Origin of the sequence: Legionella geestiana (assembly GCF_004571195.1) — a bacterium.
Taxonomy (GTDB): Bacteria; Pseudomonadota; Gammaproteobacteria; order Legionellales; family Legionellaceae; genus Legionella_B; species Legionella_B geestiana.
This window is the reverse complement of sequence record NZ_CP038271.1, coordinates 2,507,509-2,532,949: the sequence shown is the minus strand read 5'-3', so window position 1 is coordinate 2,532,949 and position 25,441 is coordinate 2,507,509. Positions and strand designations below refer to the sequence as shown.

Here is a 25,441-nt window from a genome sequence, read left to right as displayed (position 1 = left end):
CATGCACACTTTACAGCCACTCATCGAACACTGGTATGAACAACGCCAGGACATCACCCCCGCCAACACCCCTGCCGAACTTAAATCGGCACTCGAAACCGTTTTGGAAGGTCTCGAAGCAGGTACGCTTCGCGTTGCAGAAAACATTGAAGGCAACTGGGCAGTGCATCAGTGGATTAAAAAAGCAGTGCTGCTTGGGTTTCGAGTCCAGGAAAATCGGGTAATGGATGCGGGATTTTGCCAGTTTTACGATAAAGTGCCTCTGCGGTTTACCGATTACACGGCAGACGACTTTGCGCCGCTTGGGATTCGTGTGGTACCGCATGCGATGGTGCGCCGAGGAGCCTTTATCGGTAAAAATACGGTTTTAATGCCCTCTTATGTGAACATCGGCGCCTACATTGGCGAAGGCACAATGGTCGATACCTGGGCGACTGTGGGCTCCTGTGCGCAGATTGGCTCACATGTGCATCTCTCAGGCGGCGCCGGCATTGGTGGCGTGCTGGAGCCGCTGCAGGCCAATCCTACCATTATTGAAGACAACTGCTTTATCGGTGCGCGTTCTGAAGTGGTCGAGGGCGTGATTGTCGAGCGCAATTCCGTGCTTTCGATGGGCGTTTTTCTTGGTCAGAGCACGCGTATTTATAATCGCATGACCGGTGAAATCAGCTATGGCCGCATCCCTGCCGGTTCCGTAGTGGTGCCTGGCAACCTGCCCTCTGCGGATGGCTCGCACAGTCTTTATTGTGCGGTTATCGTCAAGCAGGTTGATGAACAGACCCGCGCCAAAGTCAGCATTAATGAACTGCTTCGGGATACGCGATGAACAATGAGCTGGAGTCACTGCTTCGCGCGCTTACAGCCGAGGTTTCTGTAACCCCGAACGATGCGAACTGCCAGCGCATGCTGGCTGATTACCTGCAAAAACTTGGCTTCACCTGTGAACATCTTGATTCAGAGCCCGTCTCCAATCTGTTTGCACGCTTTGGTGGCGAAGGCCCCATGCTGCTTTTTGCGGGACACACCGATGTCGTGCCCGCCGGTGATTTGCAACAATGGAACACCCCGCCCTTTAATCTCGTAGAAAAAGACGGCATCTTCTATGGACGCGGCGTTACTGACATGAAAGGCAGTCTCGTGTGCATGATGCTGGCGGCTAAAGCATTTGTAGAGAGGTATCCCAAACCTCACGGCAGTCTTGCGTTTCTCATTACAAGCGGTGAGGAAGGCGATGATTTTATGAAAGGCACCCCCCATGTCATGCGGGTACTGAGTGAGCGCGGCATTCACCCGGATTATTGCATAGTAGGCGAACCCTCAAGCAGCGAGCGCGTTGGCGATGTGATTAAAATCGGCCGTCGAGGCTCGCTTTCTCTGGAAATGCTCTTTCAGGGAAAACAGGGGCATGTGGCCTACCCGCACCTTGCGGATAATCCTGTGCACAAGTCGCTCGCGGCACTCGCTGAGCTTACGCGCACAGAGTGGGATCGAGGTAATGCACACTTCCCGCCCACAAGCCTGCAAATCACCCGCGTTAAAGCCGGGGAAGGCGCCGGTAATATTATACCAGGCACGCTTGAAGTCAGTGCCAACTTTCGCTTTTCCACGGAACACAGTGCCGAATCGCTGATACAGGCAACAGAAGCATGTTTTAAGCGCCATGAGCTCACGCCAAAGTTGACCTGGCGCCTCAACGGCGAGCCGTTTCTGACCAGTCACGGACGCCTTTTGGAAGCGGTTCGCGAAACCATCACGGATTGCGGCGCCGCTCCCCCCGAGTGTTCCACCTCCGGCGGCACCTCAGACGGACGCTTCATTGCACCTTATAATGTGGAAGTGGTAGAACTTGGTCCGGTTAATGCGACCATTCATCAGGTCAATGAATGTGTGGCACGCGATCAGCTTGAGATGCTTACGAAGCTGTACTTTGGAATTGCAGAGCGGCTCGCGCGCTGAAGGCGCGCGTTCATGCCTCATGCCGCGAGGGCAACGCCCTCTGCCTCATCCTCTTTCTGTCGCTCATCAACGACTTTCGCTACACAGGAATCTGACCAGACATTAAGCGAAGTTTCGAGCATATCGATAACGCCGTAAAACGGCAGAATAATGCCCATGAGCGTAATGGGTACGTTCATGCTGGCAAGCAGGCTCATGCTCAGGAAAAAGCACCCCATCGGAACGCCCGCATTGCCAATAGCCGCGATGGTAGCGATTATCACCCACATCCCCATCATCGGCAGAGAAAGCGTGATACCATGGTTCTGCATGAGATAAACCACGGTCGCAAAAATGAAGGCGGCACAGCCGTTCATGTTCAGGCTTGTGCAAAGCGGTAAGACAAAACGACTGATGCCAGGACTCACCTGCCATTGTTTCTCGGCGGTTTCCATGGTAACCGGTAATGTGCCCACAGAGGATTTTGATAAAAATGCCACCGAGAGTGCAGGCATCATGCGACGCATCGCATCAAACGGATTGATGCCGCGCGATTTCAGCCACAAAGGCAGGACAACAAGCCCCTGAACCAGGTTCGCAAGCACCACGACCGCGAGGTATTTCCCAATCCCGCCCAGCGCACTGCCACCCCGAAGCTGCGTGACGGTGGTTGTGACAAAGCCAAAGAGGGCAAGCGGGATAAGGCGAATCACCCAGGCGGTTATCACCATCATCAATCCATGCAGGCCCCGAAAGAAGCGCGTGACGGTTTCACGGGATTCAGCATCAGGAATGTAACGAATGGCAATACCGGTAACGATTCCGAGCATCAGGACACCAATCACCTGATGATTCACAAAAGGCGCCAGCAGCGAATCTGGAACCAGCGATGACAGCCATTCGACATAGCCGGTGTGCGGCCCGGAAACGGCCTGCATGCCTCCAACGGCACTCACCACCACGCTTTCAGGACGAATGGTGAGGTAGAGGAGTGCGCTCACTACGGCCGCTATCAGTGTGGTGGTAAACGTATACAGCAGGGTTCGCTGCCATACGGCACGCATGCCGCCATCCGTGCGGCAGCCCGCCAGCGTCACGACCAGCGATAAGGCAATGATGGGCAGACTGATGCATTTAAAAATTCGGATAAAAATATCCGACACCAGTGTGCCTGTGGCATGCAGTATATCACTGCCTGAAAAGCCCGCAAAAAGACCAAGCCCTACCATAAACAGGTAGCCAGGGAGGGTATTGAAGTGCTTGAAAAATTGGAGTTTGATAGTGCTCATTTGAGTGACCCGCCTTAAAATTCCAGAAAAAAACGTCCGCGCTTTGAATATCAGCAACAACACGAAGCGAAAAAGCGTTGCGCGCGTTTTTGGAAGTTTGGAGGAAGCACAGTAAGGTGGGTCATTTTATGCCTAAATTTATTACAGACAGTACGTATTTTAACAAATGCTGCAAATAACTACAATAGCCTTCATCAAACCGGTTGCAGCGTCTGCTTGAGCGCGCAAACGCGCTTGAAAGCGTCTTCAATCCTCGCCGCGTCTACCCGCCCTGACTGCACGAGCCCCTCAAGCGCATCAATAACAGCGGTCGCTGAAATCTCACCCCACTGATTGCCAAAAATCAGCATATCAGCGCCTGCATTAACGGTCATGGTTAGCGCATCTTCGAGCGTATAGTGATGCGCTATTGCATGCATCTGTAAATCATCACTGACAATCACTCCCTGAAACCCAAAGCTCTCCCTCAGGAGTCCGGTCAGCATGGGGCGAGAGAGCGTGGCGGGCAGGCCCGAGGCATCCAGTCTGCGGTTAATGACATGAGCCGTCATAACCATTGACGGATCTCCGTCTGTGGCGCCCAAAGATTTATACGGAACAAGTTCATCGGGCTGAAAGCTTTCCGTGACATCAACGCATCCAAGGTGCGTGTCGCCAGCAGCACTGCCATGGCCCGGAAAGTGTTTAAAGGCGGTCTTAATGCCAAGACGCTCAAAGACTTTCACAAAACGCCGAGCAACGGTCAGAACTTCCTCAGGACACGCCGAATAGCTGCGTCCAAGCTTTCCGATAATGCCCTCATCATGGGTAAGCGCCAAATCAACGACTGGCGCAAAATTGAGCGTAAAACCCAGGCTGGCAAGCGTGTTTGCCATGGTTTCAATCGCTCTGTGCTGTTCATCTTCAGACAAAGCTGCAAGCGTTCTGGCATCCAGTGTGGGCGGGCAGCCTGGAATATGGCGCAGACGGTCAACCGCTCCGCCCTCGTAGTCAACGGCAATGAGGAGCGGCATTCCAGCACCCGGCCCTTCCTGTGAAAGTGCCTGCAACGTGGTGTTTAACGCCCGAATCTGAGTGCGGTCGCGCAGGTTTTTACCGAATGTGCCAGTGTGCAGGTTTTTATCGAAAAGCAGCACGCCCCCAAGGCCCTCTTCGCACAGCCAGCGGGATACCGGACTATCAGCATCGATATGCGTTCCTTCAAAGCCCATTATCAGCATCTGCGCGATTTTATGCCGCAAGCCTGACATGCCGCTCTCCTTACATAGACAGAATCAGGCCATCATACACAATCCTGCACGCGCTTTCATCCCCCGCTCTTAGCGGGAATTACAATGGCTGGCACACTGCCAAAATCGCAGGCGCAATTGCCCGAAGCACCGGGAGGGAGCGGTACACCTGAAAATGCACTGGAGAAACATATCGGCAGGTTCCAGGCGAGCTCTCCGGGTTTTGGTGCTTTCGGCAGACTGAGCGTCCGAATACCGCGCCATGTTTTTCCGGCATCAGACTGCCAGAATACGGGGCTGAACTGCGCGCTGAACGCGAGGGTCTGTTCCGCCTGACACTGAAACGTCCCGCGCCCAAAGGTCTGTCCCTTCGGGGCTGTCAGCGTTAAAACAGCGTTGCCGGTCGCTGAATCGGTTACGGTGACTGTCACATCGTAATTCGTCCAGCAATTATCCTTCACCAGTGTAACGTAGCAGTCAAATGCCAGCGCGCGCAGCGGGATGAACATCAAGCACCAGAATGCCGTGCGAAACATGGGATTCTCCATCAGCAGTAAAGTTATATTTACCAAGTATAGCTGAAAGGTGTTTCTGCCCTTCAATAACTCATTGACTCCTGACAGGCGGCTTGTTATTATTCTGGCATGTTATTGAATAAAATGCGCTTTTTATCGCCATGAAGAATGCCTTCACCCTCGTCCCAGGGTCTCTGACCGTCTCCAATATTCAAGAACTGTTGGATTCTTCACGTCCAATTGCTCTGGAAAGCGCCTGCCTCGACCGCATTGAAGCCTCGCGCAGTGTGGTTGATGCTATTGTTGCCCAAAAAAAGACTGTTTACGGCATCAATACGGGCTTTGGTCTGCTTGCGAACAAATCCATCAGCGACCATGAGCTCGCAGCACTTCAGCGTAACCTTTTGCTCTCGCATGCCGCAGGAACGGGAGAGCTTTTACCGGATGAGGTGGTAAAACTTATACTTCTCCTGAAAATTAACAGTCTTGCGCGAGGTTATTCCGGCGTGCGCCCGGCATTAATTGACGCCCTGATTACTTTTTACAATCATGAAATTTATCCCTGTGTACCGTCAAAGGGTTCTGTCGGGGCATCGGGAGATCTTGCGCCACTGGCGCATCTGTCACTCCCTCTGATTGGTGAGGGTACGGCACGCCATAAAGGGCGCGTACTGACCGCTGCAGAGGCGTTAAAGACTGCCGGCCTGAAACCGCTTGAGCTTGCCCCCAAGGAGGGTCTTGCGCTTATCAACGGCACACAGGTATCTACAGCCATTGCGCTCAGTAACTGCCTGAAGGCGCAAACACTTTTTACCGCAGCCACCGTTATAGGTGCCATGACGGTTGAGGGGGCAGCCGGAAGCGATGCGCCCTTTCATGAAAAAATCCATGAAATTCGCGGTCAGGCAGGACAGATAAAAGTTGCACACCTGCTTCGAAACCTGCTGGCGGACAGTCCCATTCGAGACTCTCACCGTGATTGCTCACGTGTGCAGGACCCCTACTCGCTGCGCTGCCAGCCCCAGATACTCGGCGCGTCACTTGATAACCTCTGCCATGCGATGACAATACTGGTGCGGGAGGCGAATGCCGTATCTGACAATCCTCTGGTATTTCCCGAACTGCAAACCATTATGTCAGGCGGGAATTTCCATGCCGAACCGGTAGCACAGGTGGCCGATCTTTCTGCCATCGCGCTGGCGGAAGTCGGTGCCCTTGCCGAGCGACGTATCGCACTTCTTGTTGACCCGCAGTTTAACGGTAGTCTGCCGGCATTTCTCGTGCCCAATTCCGGCGTTAATTCAGGCTTTATGATTGCACACGTTACCGCAGCTGCTCTTGCAAGCGCCAACAAGACCCTCGCACATCCTGCCAGTGTCGACAGTCTGCCAACCTCGGCAAACCAGGAAGACCACGTGAGCATGGCGACATGGGCGGCGTTGAAGCTTTCACAGATACTGGAAAACGTTCATGATATACTGACCATTGAATTGCTCGCCGCCGCTCAGGCCATTGAGCTGCGTCAGCCACTGAAGACGTCACCGGCTCTTGAAAGTATTCTTAAGCGCGTGCGGGAAGTGGTGCCTTTCTGGGGAGAGGACCGGTTCTTTGCGAAGGACATCGAAGCCTGCAGACCTGTCGTTAGGGAAATTGGTCAGGCGCATTTCTCCTTCTTTTTTGATTAACGAGGTTTTCACTGTGCATGCTGAGCTAAAATCCAACCAGAAACTGGGTCTTTTTGCCCTGATTATGCTCGCCGTCATTTCAGTCGACAGCCTCCGTAATCTCCCTATTGCGGCGCAGTATGGGTATGCGTTAATTACTTTTTATGGCATAGCTGCGGCACTCTTCTTTTTTCCACTGGCCTATATTACCAGCAGGCTCGTCATGCTCTACCCGCAGACAGGTGGCTCTTATCTTTGGGTAACTGCGGCATTTGGTCCCGCTTCTGGCACGCTGGCGCTCTGGTTGCAGTGGATTTATAACATGATATGGTACCCGACCATTTTTGTGTTTATCGCGACTATTCTTGCAGCCATCATTGCGCCGAATCTTGCACAGAATACAACCTTTATTCTTGCCTTCAGCCTCGGTTTTTTCTGGATAATCACGTGGCTGCACACCCATGGCATCCGCTTTACCCGAATTATCAGTGTGCCGGCCGCCATTCTTGGAACGCTTTTGCCGATGGGCGTTATGATAGTCCTTGCCGGGTGGTGGCTCTTATCGGGTAACGCGTCTGCCACACCTTTCAGCTGGGGCGCTCTAGTTCCTGGAACTCGGGAGATGGGGAATTTAGGCTTTTTTTCTAATATTCTATTCAGTCTTCTGGGTCTTGAAGTGATTGCGATGCATGGCGGTAACGTTGAAAATCCACAGAAAAGCTACCCGCGCGCCCTGATTATTGCGGCCATCATTATTCTTTCGAGCATTATTTTAAGCTCGCTCGCACTTTGCATCATTTTGCCCGTGGAAAATATCACCCTGATTTCAGGCCTGATTGATGTCCTGAACGCGTTTTTTGCAGCCTACAACATTACCAATATCGGTAAAGTACTCTCATTTTGCGTGATATTGGGCTGTATTGGCATTGCTTCCTCGTGGATGGTTGGCCTTGCACGTGGCCTGCATGTTGCCATAACGGCCGTTGATGGGCCTAAACCGTTGCAAAAACTCAACAAGAATCATATGCCCTCGAGTATTTTATACCTCCAGGCCGTATTGTATTCGGTAATTCTTGGTGTTTTCCTGCTGTTCCCGGATATGAACAATTCATATTGGATTTTGTCAGCCATTACCGCACAGTTTGCGCTGCTCTATTATGTTCTCATGTTTGTTTCGGCCATGAAACTCTTGCGCGGTCAGGCAAAAAGTCGACTGGGAAATGTCCTGAATCTTTTTGTTCCGTTGCTGGCAATTAGCGTCTGCATTTTCGGCATTTTTACAGGTTTTCTGCCACCTGAGTTTCTTGAAGCCAAAAGCGTGCTGCGCTTTGAAGTCATCATGATATCGGGATTTGTGGGGATTGGCATTCTACCCATTGTTTTGATGAAATTCCTTAAACGCACGAAATAGCGAATCAGCGCCTTGCCTCGTGCATTAATCAGGAACAACCATTACACGAACTTGTTAAAAGGAATTAACATGGAACCAAATCCTGATGCACTACACCCGATTCCGGGAGTCAAACGCACAGTTTTTCTGAAAAACATTATCAGGAATCCCAATATTCTCGTTGGAGATTTTACCTACTATGATGACCCTGATGATATCCATAACTTTGAGAAAAATGTCCTTTATCACTTTGATTTTATTGGCGACAAGCTCATCATTGGGAAATTTTGCCAGATTGCGACTGGCGTAAAATTTATCATGAATGGCGGCAACCACCCTCTTGGCGGGTTTTCCTCGTTTCCCTTCATCATTTTTCAACATGCATGGCCTGAAGTGCCCTTCGTTCCCAACCGCAAAAAAGACACTGTCATCGGTAATGATGTCTGGATTGGCTATGATGCGACAATTCTGCCTGGGATAACCATTGGCGATGGCGCAATCATTGGCTCGAAAGCCGTTGTCACCAGAGATGTCGCACCGTATGAAATAGTGGGAGGCAATCCCGCAGAGGTTATTCGCAAACGCTTTGATGATGAAACCATTGATTTTCTTCAGAGACTGCAATGGTGGGACTGGCCAATAGAAAAGATACGAACCCATGTACTGGCCATCATGCAGGGAGACCGAAAAGTGCTTGATAAGCTTATGAAAAGTGGCCGTAAAGCGCATCAGCAATCCCGGCTTTCACCCGATTCAAACTGACAGCGCGATAATGGGCTGCTGATATTTCTTACTTTCCCGTCATCAATATTTTTAAAAAAATTATCCTGTTCCGTGCCTGAGAGGGTAATCAACGATGGTTGCTCAAGACTGACCCGCACATCTTTTTGAGTATCCAGTTGACGAACACCGAAGGCTTTGCCCTTTTCAGCATGTGCTTTAATGATTGCATTGCGTAATTGAAGATGAACGGGCGTGCTTTCTGTCAGTATGCCCACCCCTGTAGCTGAAGATTCAATCAGGAGTTCAGCCGTTTCAGAAAGGAATGTATCAATCGTTGAATCTTCAATCACAAAAAACGGTGGTTTATCGCCGGTATGGGAATGCATAAAAAGAATACCAAACACCCGATTGATAAAATCACTCGATTCATAGCGCATGGTGATGGAGGAATTTTTGACTTCAACGCCAGCTCCATTATAGGCCGACAATGAAGTTGAATAGCCGCTCTGACCAGTGACGTGAGCGTTCACTTCAGAATCAAAAATCATGACGGCATTGTTCTGGATGAAGAGATTTGTCACCCCGGCGCCTTCTGCATGAAGTTCTGAATCAGCAATCCAGGTGGTTCCGTTCCAAGAACCCGCCACTTCCACATTCAAGACATGATCCTGAGAATGATTACCGGTTATAGACATCCGCGAATGACTGGCAACCATGTATTTTCCAGCGTAAACGTTCGAAACCTCTACGACAGCACTGCTGCCTTCTTCGAGGGTCATGTCAAGGTCGGTGTTGTAGAGCGAGATACTGCCCTCTGAACCAAGATTCACCAGTTCACCGTGACTGGCTCCCCAAAAACGCGGAAGCCGTGTTTCAACCCGAATACCTGAGACATAATTATCTGTTGACGAGTGGCCATGAAAATCCGACCAGTAGATGGAACCGCGTATCAGCGGACGCTCTTCCCCAGTGGCATTATGAAGGAAATCCGCAGAGCGACCCAAAATGTGCTGATTACCATGCAGTTTCAGACGTTGGACATTGTGATGACTGGCATCTGCTGGAATATCATAGGCACCGGTTGCAAACCATAAACCAACTTTTTCATCCTTTGCAGAACGCCTGTAGATGGCATCGATAATCTTTTGATTAATCACTGAACAAGGATTTTCCGCCGTGCAGATATCCATGTAATCAGGCGCTTCTGACTGATTTGAACCCGCAGGACTGAAAAACCATATGGTAAACGGTTGTATGCGAGGCTTTCCGTGAGATACAAGTGTGTAATCTTCCCCTGGACGCATGGCTCTTTGAAATGAAATTTTTTTACCCGTAGAATCGCTCACAACGACTGGCGTATCAAGCACAGTATGCCCGTGAATGGAGAGCAGTCCCGGGTCATACTCTCCAGACAAATTGCTGGCCATCAAAGGGCGTGAAAGAAAAGAGTCTGGATTGATAATTCCGTCATTCTTTGCTGACGCATTCGTGTGTATCAGAAAGAACGCGGACAACATCAGACCTGCAGCAAGCGATTTTTGCATATTCGACTCCTTCTGAATACGATGAACTTCTATTCCTGGCGCTGAAGATATCAAGTCAGCGTATTCATGTCTACAGCAAGATTCGTTCGACGCCAGCAGCAAACGCGAGCGTTGCGTTCAGGCGCAGCCGGCAAATCAAATGTCTATCTTTCTTTCAGCTCTCATGGCGCTTAATACTTCATCCCGCAAAGCTTTGCCTTCATCGTTATTGGTATTGGCAAAAAACAACACTTTACCCATACCGGTCAGAGAGGTGATGTGTCCGTGCCCATGAAGAACACGTTGCAGTTGAACCGCCTTCTCTTCAGCATTCTCGGTTGTCAAAAGCGCAAAATGGTGTGTATGCCAGTCTTTGGTTTTAATGCCAGTGAAAGATAAACCCGAGATTTTTTCAAGATAGTCTACAAGAGAGGATTTGAACTGAAACTGAGCTGCAAATATACCCGGTTTATCCACCGATGCTGCGCTGTCGCACATTCGAGGTTTAAGCATGGAAAGTAAATGGCTTTGGAAAAAGTTTCTTATCACCTTTTGGCTTTCTGTAACGATTAAGCCGAATTTTTCATCATCAACCCATGGCGACAACAATGACAATCCCAAATCATTATTCTGAGTGGCTCCGATAGTAAACCCTGGCGGCACAGAAGGGCTTAAAAAAGCTGACAAAGTAACACCCCTTGGAATAGTAGCAGGACAATAGAGGACTTTTAGAAGCGGATCAAAAATCAAACAATCCTCCCCCCAGTTTGAAACATTTTTTAAATCGCTCTCAGGATTTCTGTTAATAACAACCAGCATATGACTCTGATGGTGCCTGTAGATGTCTGCCAACTCCAGTGAGAGCCCCCTGTCAAGACCCATTCCATACAATACCGTCAAAACAGCAAACGACACGGTCGCCAGCTCCTGGCAGGCACCAATGCCCCTGTCAGCATTGTCCAAACAAAATTTTAATGTACTGAGGATGTTAGCAACCATTATGGCCGAACAGTTCATGTTCAAAAGAATGTCCCGCTTGGTTTGCAACTCCGTTTGTGAAAGCAGATGCTCAGGGATTATTGTTGTTTTTTCCCGTTGTGCTGCGGCAAGCGTGTCACTCAATTCGTCCTTAAAAGCTTCCAGATAAATTTTGGCTGTATCTAAATGTTTTATTCTCTCAGGCACATCATTGCGATTAAACGCCTGTACCATGGCATTTATCTCACCAAGAACCGCAATCAACGACTCCCATTTGTTATTTAATGCTTCAGGAAGCATGATTGTAAAATCTTTACGCACCTCATTACCGCTCGCCGCCATCACACTCTCCTGCGCTAAAACACCAAAATTTGCTGGATTTTAACGGATAATGCTTAAGGTAACGTTAAGCCGCAGTTCAGGCAGCAGCACGCATGAGCTTTCGTTTTTATACATAAGCTCATAGTCTATATTTAAAAATAAAGGTATTGTTACCCCATATTTGAGGTCTACCATGCGCTATCTCTTACTCATTTTGACATTTTACGTGCTTCCAGCTGCCGCAAAACCCGCACAAGCCATATTTGCGGGCGGGTGTTTCTGGTGTATGGAAGCAGATTTTGACAAGGTGCCCGGCGTATTACAAACCAACTCGGGCTATGATGGAGGCACAGAACCTAATCCCAGTTATGAATTAGTATCTTCTGGCACAACCCCTTATGTTGAATCAGTGCAAGTGATATACGATCCTGCAAAAGTCAGTTATCAACAATTACTCGATTATTACTGGCATCACATCGACCCAACGCAAATAAATGCGCAATTTTGCGATAAAGGCAGACAATACCGCAGCGTCATTTTTTATCTGAATGAGGAGCAAAAAAAGACTGCAACAGCCAGTAAGCGGGCTTTGGAAAACGTACTGCCTGCGGTACACACCGACATTATTCCCTCGACTCACTTTTATGCAGCCGAAGAATATCATCAAGATTATTACCAAAAAAATCCGATAAGATACAAATATTACCGGTATCGATGCGGTCGCGATCAGCGTGTTGAGGAGTTATGGCATGTTAAGACTGATTAGTGTGCTGTTTTGTAACCTGATTATAGCCAGTGCGGTGATGGCCTACACCCCGCAATTTAATAAATCAGAACAGCTAAAAAAGCTGACTCCGCTGCAATCTGAGGTTACGCAAAATGATGCAACGGAGAGAGCCTTTGATAATGCGTATTGGAACAATACCGCAGAGGGTATCTATGTTGATGTAGTCTCAGGCGAACCTTTGTTTAGCTCAACGGATAAATTCGACTCAGGAACAGGCTGGCCGAGCTTTACAAGGCCGATTGATGAAACATATGTGGTTTTGAATAAGCAAAAAAGTTATTTTTTTATCACGCGCACAGAAGTTCGCTCGAAATATGCAAACTCTCATCTGGGACATGTATTTGCGGATGGGCCCGAGCCAACCGGTTTGCGCTATTGCATGAACTCGGCCGCATTGCGGTTTATCCCTAAAGATCAGATGGTAAAAGCCGGCTATGGAGAGTATCTTTATTTGTTTGAGAAATAACTATTGTATGTCACCAGCCTGTGTACGGTACAAAAAAACGTTGTCTTCCCAGAGTTCATGCTGGAGTTAGCCCCGTGCCGGCACATGGATGGGTTCCCGCCTGCGCGGGAATGACAGGGTTCGGGTTGTGTGCGGAGGCCAAAATCTCTCCCACACTGTCTTCCCCGCGCAGGCGGGGACCCATTCGGGATTTGGTAAGGAGCCAACGCATGGAACGTTTCAGCCTGGTCACGGTACAAAAATACACGTGAATCCCCCGGCGCGGAAAAAATGTCCCGTACACAGGTCGCCAGCAAACCCTGATACGAAGATACCAGCTTTAAATGTTCACCTGAAGGATATATTTTTTTGGTTAAGAAAGAAGTTACAGTACTATATAAACTATTAGCAAGGAGCACACCATGAAGCGGTATTCCAGTTTTTTAAACAGGTTTTTTGGGGTCATTATCACATGTTTTTTGACGATTCAATCAGCGGCATACTCATGCACTAATACTGTATTTTCTGTTGCGTTACAGGGCTATGATGTAGTTAGCTACTTTACCGAAAATAAACCCGTTAAAGGGAATGGCGATCACACGGTAGTAAAGGATAATGTTTACTATCTTTTTTCCAGTGAAAAAAACAAACAAGCCTTCAAAGAAAATCCTGATAAATATTTGCCTCAATACGGTGGGTGGTGTGCTTTCGCAACTTCAGCAGGCATAAAAGTTCCAAGCTCTCCACTCGCATGGAAAATTGTTGACGGTAAACTTTATCTTAACCTTAATAAGCGGGTTCAAAAAATATGGGAAAAAGATATACCTGTTTATATCAAAAAAGCCGACATTAACTGGCCAAAAGTTAAAAACATTAATCCCGGAAATTAGCGGTATTTTGAAGAAAGCAACTAAAAATGGAGTTAAAAGCGCCCTGATGGATACATAACCCGAGAGGCGGTAAACTCAGGTACCATAAGCGCTTATTTCACCAAAATCAGCTTCGTCAGGCTCAAAAACGTAACAGTCAATGACTGTAAGTCATGAGTAAGACACACCCCACGCGTACTGCCTGTCAATGGCTAAAGGGAAGGTCATGAATACATCGACAATGCGCCGCTGGCTGCCGTTAATAGCTTTAATTGGGTTATTCATCCTTTTTTTTAGCCTGCGCCTCGATAACTGTTTAAACTTTACTGCCTTAAAAGACCATCGAACCACGCTCATTACATGGGCAGAAACGCATTTTTTAACCACATCCATTCTCTTTATTGCCGTTTACACAGCGGCTGTTGCTGTGTCAATTCCAGGCGCTGTCTTTCTAACCCTGGCCGGGGGCTTTATGTTTGGGATTGGCTGGGGTTTGGTGCTGGTTGTCTTAAGTGCAACCTTAGGCGCAACACTGCTGTTTCTTGCTGTACGCACCACCTTGGGCGTATCACTTTCGAGGCGCGCATCGGGCTGGATAGAAAGCATGCATCAAGGTTTTCAAAATCATGCTTTTTCTTATCTATTGACCCTGCGTTTAATCCCCTTGTTTCCTTTTTGGGTGGTTAATATTGTGCCTGCTTTACTGGGTGTCAGAGCAAAAACGTTTATCCTCGCAACCTTCATCGGCATTATTCCGGGTTCAACCGTGTATGTGCTGCTTGGTAACAGCTTAAGCGAGATTTTTGCCGCCAATCAAACCCCTGATTTAGGCATTATTTTTGAGCCGAAAGTTTTAGGCCCACTGCTGGCATTAGCGGCTCTTTCATTAATTCCCGTGTTGTATCGCGTCTTCACTGGAAAAAGAAATCAAAGGGACGAAGACCACTGCCCGGTTAAATCATGTGATTTAGCCATCATTGGAGCCGGTGCGGGAGGATTGAGCCTCGCCGCAGGAGCCGCTCAGCTGGGACTAAACGTTGTTTTGGTTGAATCCGGTAAAATGGGGGGAGACTGTCTAAATTATGGCTGTGTACCCTCTAAATCATTATTAGCCGCCGCCAAAAGCTTTTATCACCTTAAGAATGCCAGCCAGTTTGGTATTCATGCCGAAACACTCTCGGTTGATTTTCCAAAGGTTATGCAGCATGTGCGGGCGGTTATTGCAAATATTGCGATGCATGATTCCGTGTCGCGTTTTGAATCATTAGGGGTAGAGGTGATTAAAGCCGCGGGAACCTTTTTAGGCCCTGACAGCCTAAAAGCCGGTGAAAACATCATTCATGCCAGACATTTTGTCATTGCCACGGGCTCGTCTGCATCTATACCCCCAATTTGCGGTCTTGATAGCGTTTCCTTCCTGACCAATGAAACCATTTTTAATCTTGAAGAACAACCAGAACATTTGATAGTCATTGGCGGTGGCCCTGTCGGCTGCGAGCTTGGACAGGCTTTTGCCATGCTGGGCTCAAGGGTAACGATACTCGAGGAATCAACCATACTCCCCAAAGACGATGCCAATTGTGTCGCTATAGTGCGAGATTCACTGAAGGCAATGAATGTTGCCGTGTATGAGGGCATTAGTATCCGACATATTGAGTCACATCCTGATGGGGGCAGCACACTGTTTTTTGAGTGTAATGGCGAATCCCAGACAACAACCGGAAGCCATCTGCTGATTGCAACGGGGCGAAAAGCCAATTTAGAAGGTTTACATTTAGAACGGGCAGGCATTTCATTCACCCCTAAAGGCATTGATGTAAACGCGCGCCTGCAAACCAGCAACCGGCGAATATATGCCATTGGCGATGTGGCAGGCCCCTATCAATTTACCCACATGGCCAGTTACCACGCAGGTATTGTTTTACGTAATATCGTCTTTAAACTACCTGCAAAAGTTGATTATCGAGCGGTTCCATGGGTAACCTTCACCGAGCCTGAGCTTGCTCATGCAGGATTATCCGCTCTTGACGCGCTAAAACGCTCTGACACTCAATTCACTGAATGGTTGTATGTTGACAATGACAAAGCGCAAACCGAACATGCTTTAAATGGGAAAATTAAAATTATTACCGATAAAAAAGCACGAATTTTAGGAGTCACTGTTGTGGGCTCCAACGCCGGCGAACTCATTTTGCCATGGGTGATGGCCATTCGTGAGCGTAAAACGCTGCGCTGCTTTACCGATGTGATTGCCCCTTATCCCACATTGAGTGAACTCAGTAAACGTGTTGCCGGTGAATTTTATAAACCCAGATTGTTTTCCGAGAAAACCCGATGGCTGGTTCGCTGGTTACAAAAAATCAGGATAAACGCATGATAGAAGCATACTTTCGACATCACTATCAAAAGCTCTTGGTCAATCCTGTGGCCAGACGTATGGGACTAAAAATGACCCCCAATCAGGTCACCCTTCTATCAGGCGTACTGGGCATTCTGGTTTTGCCTGCCATAATAGTTAACATGCCGTATCTTGCCATTACTTTTCTCTTATTATCAGGATTTTGTGACACGCTGGACGGCACACTGGCGCGTTTAAATCACAGCCCTTCTGATTGGGGTTCAGTATTAGACATCATGACTGACCGGCTGGTTGAATGGGTGGTTGTTTTTGCGCTGTGGACTGTGGAACCTCACTCTCGAGGATTGTGGTCCTTGCTGATGCTTGGCAGCATGCTCTTATGTATTACAAGCTTTCTTGTGGTGGGTATTTTCAGCGCCAATGAGTCCCAGAAAAGCTTCCACTATAGCCCGGGCCTCATGGAGCGCGCCGAAGCCTTTTTATTTTTCATCGCCATGATTCTCTGGCCGCATGCTTTTAGCATTCTGGCCTGCCTGTTTGTCGGATTGGTAGCCTTAACGGCTGTTATTCGCCTGATGCAGTTTTATACCCTGCAGCAGGCGAACCGTACAGCCTGATAACGCTATCAGGGATTAAAGCTGCAGTCCGCACTGTTGTCAGACATACAAGGCTCGTTGCACACCTCTTTAAATACCTCATTCACCATGTGTAACTCGGCAGCTGGGGTATAGTGTTCCGGGTTGACACCATGTTTTCTTAAATCCATTGAAAACAACTTAAGCCTGACTGCTTCTGTATTTGAGGGTTTTATTTTTCTTGCAGTCTCAAAATCAATTAAAAACAGTTTACCATCTTTGCCAAGCACAAAGTTATCGAGGCTAATATCGCCATGCACATATCTCAATTGATGCAAAGACTCCACCAGCTTAATGGCCTGCTGTTTAATGACCTGCCACTGCTCTGTTCCATGCAATTCCGTTAACTCACTTAAAGGCTCCCCCAGGAAGGGCATGATAATTTCGATATAATGCATGCTGGCTTTCACTGTAAGCGTCCTTTTATTTATGCGATAAAAGAGATTTTCCTCTTTGGCAGCTACTTGCAATTCTTTACATACATTCATTTTTAACGTCTTTATTTTATGTACGGTATCAGTATTTTCATCAAGATATATGAGGTGTTGCCTGTCATCGTCATTCTTTAACACTTCAATTGAATCGGAACTGGTTATTTCTTCAACAAAATCCTCCCAGTCAAAACGATACGCTTCGGAAAAATCCTTCGCCAAAAGACTTTCGATAAAAGGTTCTACAATGCATTTTTCTGTAATTGTCAGAATTGCATTTTCATCTAATTTTTCAACCCTGTTAATTATCTCATCGATGACACTCTGAGAGATTCCTGCCGTTTGCATGGCTTCCATAATTTTTACAGATTGTTGATGCAACGGGATGCTGGAGGAACAATAACGGCCTGTGTAAACCTGAGATAACAGGTGTATATTCCCCTCCACATATACAAAACGAAAGTGTTTATACGTATTAAAAAGACTATTAAGTTTTGCATCAATCATCAAATGTCTATTGATCAATTCAAGCGCACGCTGGTAGCCCGTTATTGCCGGTAAATTATCGCGGCCATGGGATACCGAGGACGAGGCGGCAGAAGATGAGGACGCTCTGGCAGGATTTTGCTCTTCATAAAAAGCCTGAAATAACGGAAGTAGTTTGAATGTATGACGATAATAAATTTTTGCCACCAACCGATCAAAGGTTGCAAAAAATTCCGGCTCCAGTGGAAGAGCAAAAAACGCGCGCAAATGTGAAATTTTTTCGGGGTCATTATTGCTCAAACAAGGTGCAATGAGTGTGTTGATTATTTCTTCCAAGGACGTATTTTTAGCGTTGGGAATATAAACCGCGCGATACCAGTTAAGATACCTTTCCCACGCATCTGAGCGCAGCGCTGCAAACTGGGGGTCAATCCTCATCATGTGATGAAAATAATTGTAATAGTGCGGCGCTTTATACTCCTGAATGGATGTCATTTTATCAATGGGATAAACTTCTTGCGAAAATAAATGCGTTAAAAAAGCAGTGGGTGCAATTATTTCATGCAGGCTGTGAAATCCGCTTCCTGCGATGTATCCGGCCAAACTGGTAAAGTAAATTTGTTGTTCGTCAAGGGTTTTTAGCGCATTGGTCGCTATCATAAGGTTAAACCCCAATGAAACAGTCCCTGAATAGCTCGATATAAACGGGGTTTCATGCCGCATAAAAGCTGCTACAAATTCTGAAGTGGAATACAAAACCGGGCATTGTGTCCAGTCCACCCAGGCAGGATGAAACTCCAGTTGCGGCAAGTGCACCCGCATTGCTACATTCTTACTGCGCATAACACCTAAAGTAGTCGTTATGGTCTTTGTATCCGGTTCCGGTTTTCCCCTGCCACGTTCTGGCTCAAACCAGTAAAAATCTTTTTTATACATCATGGCATCACTGACAAAGCTTCGGCATTTATCACCACTGTCACCAGGTACGCGCAAAAGATTAAAAAATCCAGCCATGTCTACAGGAGGGTTATCGTGATTATATTCCTGAAGTATTTTGATAAATACAGGATTGTCGCTTTCATGAACAGTATCGTCATGCACTATCATCGGCACCTTTTTTAGAAGGCAGTGGGCAAAGAGAATATGAATTGCCATAACTTCATAATGTCTCGTATCCGGTGATTTTAACCGGTTAATGGTTAAGTTGATGATATAATTGACTTGATTCGGGCTTAAAGATTCAGCCTCAGGAGAAATTTTTTCAAACTCCGGCAGGCCATTATTGACATCAGCCAATACAAATAGACCTGGATAGGTCGATTTGCTAAGTTCGAAAATCACACAAAATGCGAATTTATGGAATCGCGACTCATAATTAGCGTTATCGCCACCCCCCATCCTGAACTGATGAGCCTGATAATATTCAAGCGTTGCCAGCAAAACTGCACTGACCTTATTGCGGACTTCAACCATCCTGTCGGTAGGATTTAAAAAGAGATTTGCACTGATGAATGTTTCATATCCACCTATAAGCGGATGTTCATTAATTCGCTCAAATGGCAATATGCCAAAAACGGAGTGCTTAACAATGTCCATAGTAGGCTGCATCCATTGCAGGAGAGCGGCATTCTGAGTCTCCTGGATGGTTGCCAGCAATTTTTCCTTGTCATCATGCTGTTCCAGAGCTATTTTGAGTGCCTCGATAAGAGACTCTTTTTCGGCTTCTGCAAAAGGCGCGTCTGCGGCCTTTGCCAGCAAGGCCATTTTGGCTTCAGCCAGCGTATCAAAATATGCCCGCTTGTTAAATTCATACATAGAGAATTCCTTATTTATGCTGCAGTCTGCTCAAAAATAAACGCAAATATACCATATGCTCATAATAAGGACAACTTAGCCTGTAATTGGCCGTTGGTAGAGCTTCGAGAGCGTATCCATGTTTTTTTAAAGCATATAAAAGTACAACAAAAAACCATTATGAACGGGGATAACGAAGAAACTGTGTGCGCGACAGTTGCCGGCGGCAGCCTTGCCCGTGCGCCTGAAGAACTGAATTTTGCTTTTATTGGCAAATTGTATGTGTATGATGACGTTGACCAATACGTATGCGATAACGTTGTGATTGGCCAGGGACATAGTGGCGCGAATAATAACTGGTGGATTTACAGTAATTTTTGGCCAATGAACGCTGATGGCACACCACAAAAATCGGGATATGCCAACAGGTTAATGTGTGAAGGAGAAGGTGGTAAACTGCAATTTTCGGTAGAGAGCTCAACCTTTTCGCCAAATACCTTTATACTCAAGGAAATTTGATAAGGATGAGTAAGACTGGCAGGCAATCATTAACGGGTTATCTGCCAGTATTATCGATGTCGGTTAACCATAATAGCTTTTTCAGGTCACCCCAATTCGAACGATGTAATTCCATAAATGCCGTTCATACGCACCTCTGGAACATATTTCAGATACATCCGCGCCGTGGTAAATACTTTTTCCATGTGATAACGCTTTGACATCGCCAGCGCATGCGGATTGATTTCGGGCAAATCAAGGGCGACTGTCTGCCCCCTCGCGCAGGCTGCCAAATGAAGAAAAAGCGCGTCTGCAATGTCTGGCGTATCTGCAAAAAGTGGCCCGATTTTAAAGCCTTCATAGCAGGGTCTTAACACACCATAACCTTGCAATTTACCTTCTGATACATAGCCAAGGCTTGTTCCGCCTGGCTGGTTAATCCAGTGTGTTAAAAAAGCGTCCCGCCTTGCTGGAAAGTGAAGACGGTCATACTCATTGAGTAGCGCAAAATCGGTCAGGGATAATGGAACGATGTGTGGATTCGCTGCACATAATTCAGGAAAATGTTTTCCACACCAGCGCGAATTATTATAAGCAATCTGATAACCGAGTTTGGCATAGGTCGTAAGCATGGAGATAACGCCATCAAGACCAACGTTGCGCTCTCCGGCATACGCGAGGCGCGCCATCGTCAACGGCAGGCCATAGCCCTGCCCTCGGTATGGCGCATCAACAATGTACAGGCCACAAAAGGCAAAGGTGTCGTCATAAACGACCGCCGAACCGACAGCTATAATCTTCTCATCCAGCCTGCCGGCAAAAAATCCATTGCGGTCGGCCTGATAAAAACAGTTTGCATCATTAAGCCCCGGGTTCCATCCTTCCCGTTTCGCCCACTCAATGACCAGAGGCATTTCTTCCTTGCGGATGCCGGTAATTTTATAGTTCAAAAGAATTCCCTTTCCTTATTGCACACGATTAAATTACCTGAATGTCTGCGTTACTCAATCCTTGCTTCAAGGCAAGATAGCTGCACCTTTGTATGTGTATTCTAGCAAATTGTCAGGAACATGAATAAAAACTCGCAGCATCTGGGTTTGCCAGGAAGGCTTTATACGCATCAATAATCGCTTTGATGGCCAGGTTTGGAAAAAGAATGTCATCCACTTGTTGCTCTGGCTTCATGTCAACGTTAAACGGTGTTCTCCGATGTTTCTTCAACCACCTGGTTACAAGCTCACGGTCGTAAGTCCTGAAATCCAGACTACAAATAACCGGGTCATTCATAAGCTCATGAGTAATTGGACAACAAAGAGATTCAGGAGGTTCCATGCTTAAGGATGGCGAAGCCGTTGAGCTTGACGATGCGGCTGCAGATGAACCAAAAAATGATAATGACGACTGCCTCGCGCTCGAAACGCATCCTTTTGGGACGTCTGGAGCGAGGATATCTTCTGATGCTGGTCTTCTTACCTTTCCGCACTCACTTATCAACACACAGGTATCTGGCGACTGAGAAAAACTGCTGACTTCAATATCGGATATCGCTCTTATGGTAACGCGATGTCCTAATTTCGAGGCTGTCACTGCATCATGCGCCGACACGATTTTTGTCTCATCATCAACATCATTCAAACGAACCGCATCATGCGCCTCAATAATGCAGCGCTTTCCTGTCCTGCCCCTCACCTCGATTTTGCCATGCTCATTTCGTAAGAGGCTGTTATCACCGAGATTGCCGACCAAAATCGCATCTCGGCAAACGAGATGGTTATGCTCGCCTGCATCACCATCGATACTTATGCCATACTCCGTAGACAATATATTACACCTACTGCCAGCACGGGCGATGTTTATCTCGCCTCTCACGAGTATTACGACATTATCCGCTACGTTACCAGCCGATAACCCGTATTCTTCACTTTCAAAATGCGAACCAGCACCAACATCCCTCACTTTAATGGCACCTTTGACATAGACCTCCACCCCGCTGCCGAGGTTTCCAGCCGTCAAACCGTATTCATGACTGGTGAGCACACAATTATCACCAACATCACCACACTCAATTGCATTTCTGGCATGCACGATTACCAGGTTTGCCAGTCTGTCAAACTGTACGCCTTCTTTATGGCTTGTTAACGTGCAATTTTTTTCTACAACAGTGACGGTAATCGCTCCATCGGCACTCAATCTTGTGGCTTTTCCTACAGTTGTTGCTGTAATACCCTGACAGATGCTGACTATGGAGCACCCCTCCCCGATTGCATTGACTTCAATGGCAGCATCGGAAAAAATACTCACTTGATTTTCGATGCCCCCATGAATCTGAAGTTTGGGAAGCGATTGCGGCTTTGCTTCTGAAGGTCTGGCAGAAGATATATCCCCGGGAGTCGGCATGCCTTTTGTAGACACCATTGAGCCATTAATCCATATGTTGGCGCCAGTGTAAATTTTTCCATCAATCTTTGCTGTAACCATCGCGGGTTCAGGTGAGGAGGAAGAGGCAGACGAAGCAGTGGCAACGCCTCTTGAAGAACTCTTTAAAACGGAAGAAGCGGCTGTAATCAAAAACTTTTCTGGCGAGATGCATTTAAGCGCTCCATCTGTGGAAATACGATTATCCACAGTAACATCTCCGATATGCCAGCCATCCAGTTTGAGAGAGGAGCGTATTTTAGGTCCGATAAAAACCAATTTTCCACCCACAGAACGCATACCCTGTATACCCCCTCGAACGCGTGGCTCCGTGCTGCCAGCCGCGCCTGAATGCATTACGCCCGTTGTGGAAAATGAATGTCTTAATGTTTCTGACAATGTAACCGTTATTCTGGCACCCTCACCTACGTTGCCCTCAATGATGAGCATGCCTTCTGCAACCTCAATGCTTGCAGAGCTGCCGACATTACCAGCAATCCTCAAATCACCACGATGACTGAGCTTCTCACCCGCCGCAACACTAGCCAGGGTTTTCATTACAACGTGTTCCTCTTAACATTTCTTGAAAGTGATAATATGCGCACTATAGCCGGGTTTTTCCTCAAAAATTACCGTAAAAAATACGGTAAAATCCTCTTTCTGGCCTCGATATCCCAGTCCATGCCTTGAAGCACCTGCTGAATCACGAGTTCACAATGATGTGGCTGACGCTGAGCGGCATGAGAAAATCCTTACAGCCTGCTACTGATTACATGCTGAAATACACAGGGATTATGAACGCCTTCGAAGTGATAGCCATCCGGGCTTAAAACCAGAATATGAAACCTGATGAGAGAGTTAAAGTTGCACGTCATCGTTGAAGCGAGGCCTAAAAAAGCGGCTTTTATCTTTCAACCCATCGTTCGCTTAAATTTTAATTGACTTCCTGCATATCATTTTGAGTAAAATATTCACGACGCTCTGTTTATTTCAGACAGACCTGGGTTATGTCATGTGTTGCGAAAATCCTACGTTATATATTTTCGTCTTAATGATAAAAAAATATCAAATAATTTGCCTTGCCCCGCCATTGAGTGTACAACAAAAGACCAAAAATATTTTCGGAATCAAATCATGTCTGCAACAGAAGAGGATTTGAAGCAAACTATCGATCAACTCCCCGCAGAAATTCTCCATAAAATCGCAGGTCTATTACCTAATGAGCAAACACGAAGTCAATTTGTTCTAACCTGTCGATTATTTCATGATAGCTATACCCTAAGTGATCGTCTGTTCCCAATATTATTGACTGTCGTTTTAAGTGGCGAGCAACACAAAGCGGAACGAATTTTAAAACAATACCCCCAATTACTTTTGAGAAAAACCAATTTCACAGACCCATGGACTAAAGAAATATTCAAAGACAAATCGGTTTTTCAATATGCCGTGTGGGCAATGGATAACCAGATGTACACTATGATGCTGGATTGTCTTCCTCAAAACGAACAAGGTGAGGAGATAAGAAAAGGCTTGTTAGAGCAAGCTGAAGCGCAAAAAGAGCACTTTAGTTTTCAGCCGCTCATTACGGCGCTTCAAACCTATGTTGATAATTTTGAGGCCTGGGATTGGCCGCATAGAAGGGCGCATTGGTGTAACATCGTGGGCGGGGCACAGCGGGATTTGCCGGCACATGTTCGCCACGAATATTGCCATCCGACCCGCAAATTTGCTTCGGTGCCAGGTTTTACCGACAATGTCTTGCCACGGTCTTTAAGGTTTTATAATTGGGTTACTCGCTCATGGCTGAATTGGGACCGCGGCACCCGGGGGCTGGGTACTGATTGTGCCATATTCCGAGGAGAGTTGCCCCACGCAGTCGCCTCGACCAGCGGCGTTGGGGGCTTCACTCTTGATTTGGCGGCAGTCACCGCCTTATGTGAAGTGAGAACAGCAGACTTGATTTCGCTTAGGCAGCGACTTCAGGACCCAATTCAAATGGCCCCAATTCAAAAACTGGATGATGCTTCGTGGGCTCCGACTTGCGTAATTTCCTAGCCCGGGCGAGCAATCCTGTGGCATAAATTGCCGCAGGATTTGGCTCCCAACAGGCCATTAAAAACCACTCAAGCAACCCCTGATATCCCCAGGTTTCCGATGTTCTCATCCACCACACGGTCCAACGATGCAAATAAGCGCTGATTCTTCGGGAAGAGATCCCATCTATCACCATTTGCTTAACTTGTTCGCGTGCCTTTCGCAAGGTTCTCGGGTGTGGAACAATGCGGTTTGGCGCAGGCTCAGTTGTCTTCCCCCCCCCCAATAAGGTTTAATATTACGCAGTTCGCGTTTTTTTCTGGACAAGCGCAAGCCTCTCTCTTTTAAAACATTTATCATTCTTTGCTTGCAACGAGTAATCTGCCGTTTTGTATTGCACAAAATCAAAATATCGTCCTGATAACGAAAATAGCTCACGTCCATCGCATCAAACACATCATCAAGCGGTTTTAAAAATATGCCACTGAAGAACTGCGATAACGGGCCCCGCAATGCAATTCCATTATCGGGTTTTTTGTAGCCTCGTGGTGTTTCAATGGGGTTGAGGTTGGTGATGATATTTTCAAGCATACTCCGGACTTTCGAGTCGTCATATATCTGATTGATATCCTGTATCAATCGGTGATGTGAAATCGATTTGTAAAAGGATTTGATATCCGCGCGTATGACATACTTTGGTTGTTTTTCCTGAAGCACTTGCCGGATTTTTTGTGTTGCGACTTTTACCCCATTGGGACCTTGAAGGTGATAACAATTTGGATTCATTGACCTATTGAGATGCTATAAAGATCAATCTGTTCAGACAACGAAGCAATTCTACCAATTCGGGCTATTTGGTCCCGGTTGAAAAAATCCGGTGGGCATGTAATACGGTCTGAGCGCTGAGCTATACTAAAGGGCGTGTCCTCGTTCCATGATGTGAAGCGAAAATGTGGCGGTTTGAGGGGCATTGTGTGCTTTAGTGAGGCGAATAGCGGGCTCTATTTAACGAACTTAAGCGCACAATGGCACCAAAACGCCGCATTTGCAGCCACATCATGGAATGAGGACACGCCCTGAGTAAGCAAATGCAAATTCATTGTATTACACGTCAAATCTGA

At 47.2% G+C, this 25,441-nt stretch carries 21 protein-coding genes; 12 read left to right on the top strand and 9 right to left on the bottom strand.

Annotated features, from left to right (window positions below; genetic code table 11):
- Position 1: 1 nt before the first annotated feature.
- Together dapD and dapE are read left to right on the top strand one after the other, a co-directional pair.
- Positions 2–826 carry a 2,3,4,5-tetrahydropyridine-2,6-dicarboxylate N-succinyltransferase gene (gene dapD / locus E4T54_RS11310; RefSeq protein ID WP_028386508.1) on the top strand — a complete coding sequence of 275 codons (825 nt, stop codon included), beginning with the start codon at positions 2–4 and terminating at the stop codon, positions 824–826.
- Positions 823–1,956, top strand: coding sequence for a succinyl-diaminopimelate desuccinylase (gene dapE / locus E4T54_RS11305; protein ID WP_028386507.1), 1,134 nt, complete (start codon positions 823–825; stop codon positions 1,954–1,956). The genes dapD and dapE overlap by 4 nt, the downstream gene beginning before the upstream one ends.
- A 17-nt stretch (positions 1,957–1,973) precedes the next feature.
- On the opposite strand, the gene E4T54_RS11300 is transcribed toward dapE, so the two are convergent.
- The 3 genes from E4T54_RS11300 to E4T54_RS11290 all read right to left on the bottom strand — a co-directional run bounded on the left by E4T54_RS11300 (position 1,974) and on the right by E4T54_RS11290 (position 4,989).
- On the bottom strand, positions 1,974–3,224 hold the full coding sequence (locus tag E4T54_RS11300; protein WP_028386506.1) for a dicarboxylate/amino acid:cation symporter: 1,251 nt from the start codon (positions 3,222–3,224) through the stop codon (positions 1,974–1,976).
- 194 nt (positions 3,225–3,418) lie between these two features.
- Complete coding sequence (locus E4T54_RS11295; RefSeq protein WP_028386505.1) at positions 3,419–4,474, bottom strand: glycoside hydrolase family 3 N-terminal domain-containing protein; 1,056 nt, start codon at positions 4,472–4,474, stop codon at positions 3,419–3,421.
- A 56-nt stretch (positions 4,475–4,530) separates the two neighbouring features.
- A complete protein-coding gene (locus E4T54_RS11290) occupies positions 4,531–4,989 on the bottom strand; it encodes a hypothetical protein (RefSeq protein WP_028386504.1) in 459 nt (152 codons plus the stop codon).
- Between the two features lie 140 nt (positions 4,990–5,129).
- On the opposite strand from E4T54_RS11290, the gene hutH reads away from it, so the two are divergent.
- The 3 genes from hutH to E4T54_RS11275 all read left to right on the top strand — a co-directional run bounded on the left by hutH (position 5,130) and on the right by E4T54_RS11275 (position 8,784).
- A complete protein-coding gene (gene hutH / locus E4T54_RS11285) occupies positions 5,130–6,653 on the top strand; it encodes a histidine ammonia-lyase (RefSeq protein ID WP_028386503.1) in 1,524 nt (507 codons plus the stop codon).
- A gap of 13 nt (positions 6,654–6,666) precedes the next feature.
- The gene (locus E4T54_RS11280; protein WP_028386502.1) at positions 6,667–8,043 is read left to right on the top strand and encodes an APC family permease; all 1,377 of its coding nucleotides are present in this window, start codon (positions 6,667–6,669) and stop codon (positions 8,041–8,043) included.
- A gap of 69 nt (positions 8,044–8,112) precedes the next feature.
- Positions 8,113–8,784, top strand: coding sequence for a CatB-related O-acetyltransferase (locus E4T54_RS11275; RefSeq protein ID WP_065230375.1), 672 nt, complete (start codon positions 8,113–8,115; stop codon positions 8,782–8,784).
- On the opposite strand, the gene E4T54_RS11270 is transcribed toward E4T54_RS11275, so the two are convergent.
- Together E4T54_RS11270 and E4T54_RS11265 are read right to left on the bottom strand one after the other, a co-directional pair.
- Positions 8,751–10,289: a hypothetical protein gene (locus tag E4T54_RS11270; RefSeq protein WP_028386501.1), complete on the bottom strand. Its 1,539-nt coding sequence runs from the start codon at positions 10,287–10,289 to the stop codon at positions 8,751–8,753. The two genes, E4T54_RS11275 and E4T54_RS11270, sit on opposite strands and share 34 nt — an antisense overlap.
- A gap of 135 nt (positions 10,290–10,424) precedes the next feature.
- Positions 10,425–11,588, bottom strand: coding sequence for a hypothetical protein (locus tag E4T54_RS11265; RefSeq protein ID WP_028386500.1), 1,164 nt, complete (start codon positions 11,586–11,588; stop codon positions 10,425–10,427).
- A gap of 265 nt (positions 11,589–11,853) precedes the next feature.
- On the opposite strand from E4T54_RS11265, the gene msrA reads away from it, so the two are divergent.
- The 5 genes from msrA to E4T54_RS11240 all read left to right on the top strand — a co-directional run bounded on the left by msrA (position 11,854) and on the right by E4T54_RS11240 (position 16,644).
- Positions 11,854–12,333, top strand: coding sequence for a peptide-methionine (S)-S-oxide reductase MsrA (msrA, locus tag E4T54_RS11260; protein ID WP_244924871.1), 480 nt, complete (start codon positions 11,854–11,856; stop codon positions 12,331–12,333).
- Positions 12,317–12,820, top strand: a complete 504-nt coding sequence (gene msrB / locus E4T54_RS11255; protein ID WP_028386498.1) for a peptide-methionine (R)-S-oxide reductase MsrB — start codon at positions 12,317–12,319, stop codon at positions 12,818–12,820. Before msrA ends, msrB begins: the two co-directional genes overlap by 17 nt.
- Positions 12,821–13,221: 401 nt before the next feature.
- On the top strand, positions 13,222–13,689 hold the full coding sequence (locus E4T54_RS11250; protein WP_028386497.1) for a YHS domain-containing (seleno)protein: 468 nt from the start codon (positions 13,222–13,224) through the stop codon (positions 13,687–13,689).
- A gap of 205 nt (positions 13,690–13,894) precedes the next feature.
- Complete coding sequence (locus tag E4T54_RS11245) at positions 13,895–16,045, top strand: FAD-dependent oxidoreductase (RefSeq protein ID WP_028386496.1); 2,151 nt, start codon at positions 13,895–13,897, stop codon at positions 16,043–16,045.
- Entirely contained in the window at positions 16,042–16,644 is a 603-nt protein-coding gene (locus tag E4T54_RS11240) for a CDP-alcohol phosphatidyltransferase family protein (RefSeq protein ID WP_028386495.1), read from the top strand. Before E4T54_RS11245 ends, E4T54_RS11240 begins: the two co-directional genes overlap by 4 nt.
- Before the next feature lie 8 nt (positions 16,645–16,652).
- On the opposite strand, the gene E4T54_RS11235 is transcribed toward E4T54_RS11240, so the two are convergent.
- Positions 16,653–19,394 (bottom strand): RIO1 family regulatory kinase/ATPase domain-containing protein, encoded by a 2,742-nt coding sequence (locus tag E4T54_RS11235; RefSeq protein ID WP_028386494.1) that lies wholly within the window; start codon positions 19,392–19,394, stop codon positions 16,653–16,655.
- Positions 19,395–19,553: 159 nt separating this feature from the next.
- Here E4T54_RS11235 and E4T54_RS11230 point away from each other — a divergent pair, with 159 nt between their 5' ends.
- A complete protein-coding gene (locus E4T54_RS11230) occupies positions 19,554–19,892 on the top strand; it encodes a hypothetical protein (protein WP_028386493.1) in 339 nt (112 codons plus the stop codon).
- An 86-nt stretch (positions 19,893–19,978) separates the two neighbouring features.
- Here E4T54_RS11230 and E4T54_RS11225 read toward each other — a convergent pair whose 3' ends face one another.
- Complete coding sequence (locus E4T54_RS11225) at positions 19,979–20,827, bottom strand: GNAT family N-acetyltransferase (RefSeq protein WP_028386492.1); 849 nt, start codon at positions 20,825–20,827, stop codon at positions 19,979–19,981.
- A gap of 106 nt (positions 20,828–20,933) precedes the next feature.
- Complete coding sequence (locus E4T54_RS11220) at positions 20,934–22,844, bottom strand: U-box domain-containing protein (RefSeq protein ID WP_028386491.1); 1,911 nt, start codon at positions 22,842–22,844, stop codon at positions 20,934–20,936.
- Between the two features lie 576 nt (positions 22,845–23,420).
- Between E4T54_RS11220 and E4T54_RS11215 the strand changes: the two genes are divergently transcribed.
- On the top strand, positions 23,421–24,341 hold the full coding sequence (locus E4T54_RS11215; RefSeq protein WP_051550911.1) for an F-box protein: 921 nt from the start codon (positions 23,421–23,423) through the stop codon (positions 24,339–24,341).
- A 168-nt stretch (positions 24,342–24,509) separates the two neighbouring features.
- Here the strand turns inward: E4T54_RS11215 and E4T54_RS11205 are convergent, their stop codons facing one another.
- On the bottom strand, positions 24,510–25,106 hold the full coding sequence (locus E4T54_RS11205; protein WP_051550910.1) for a reverse transcriptase domain-containing protein: 597 nt from the start codon (positions 25,104–25,106) through the stop codon (positions 24,510–24,512).
- Positions 25,107–25,441: the final 335 nt, after the last annotated feature.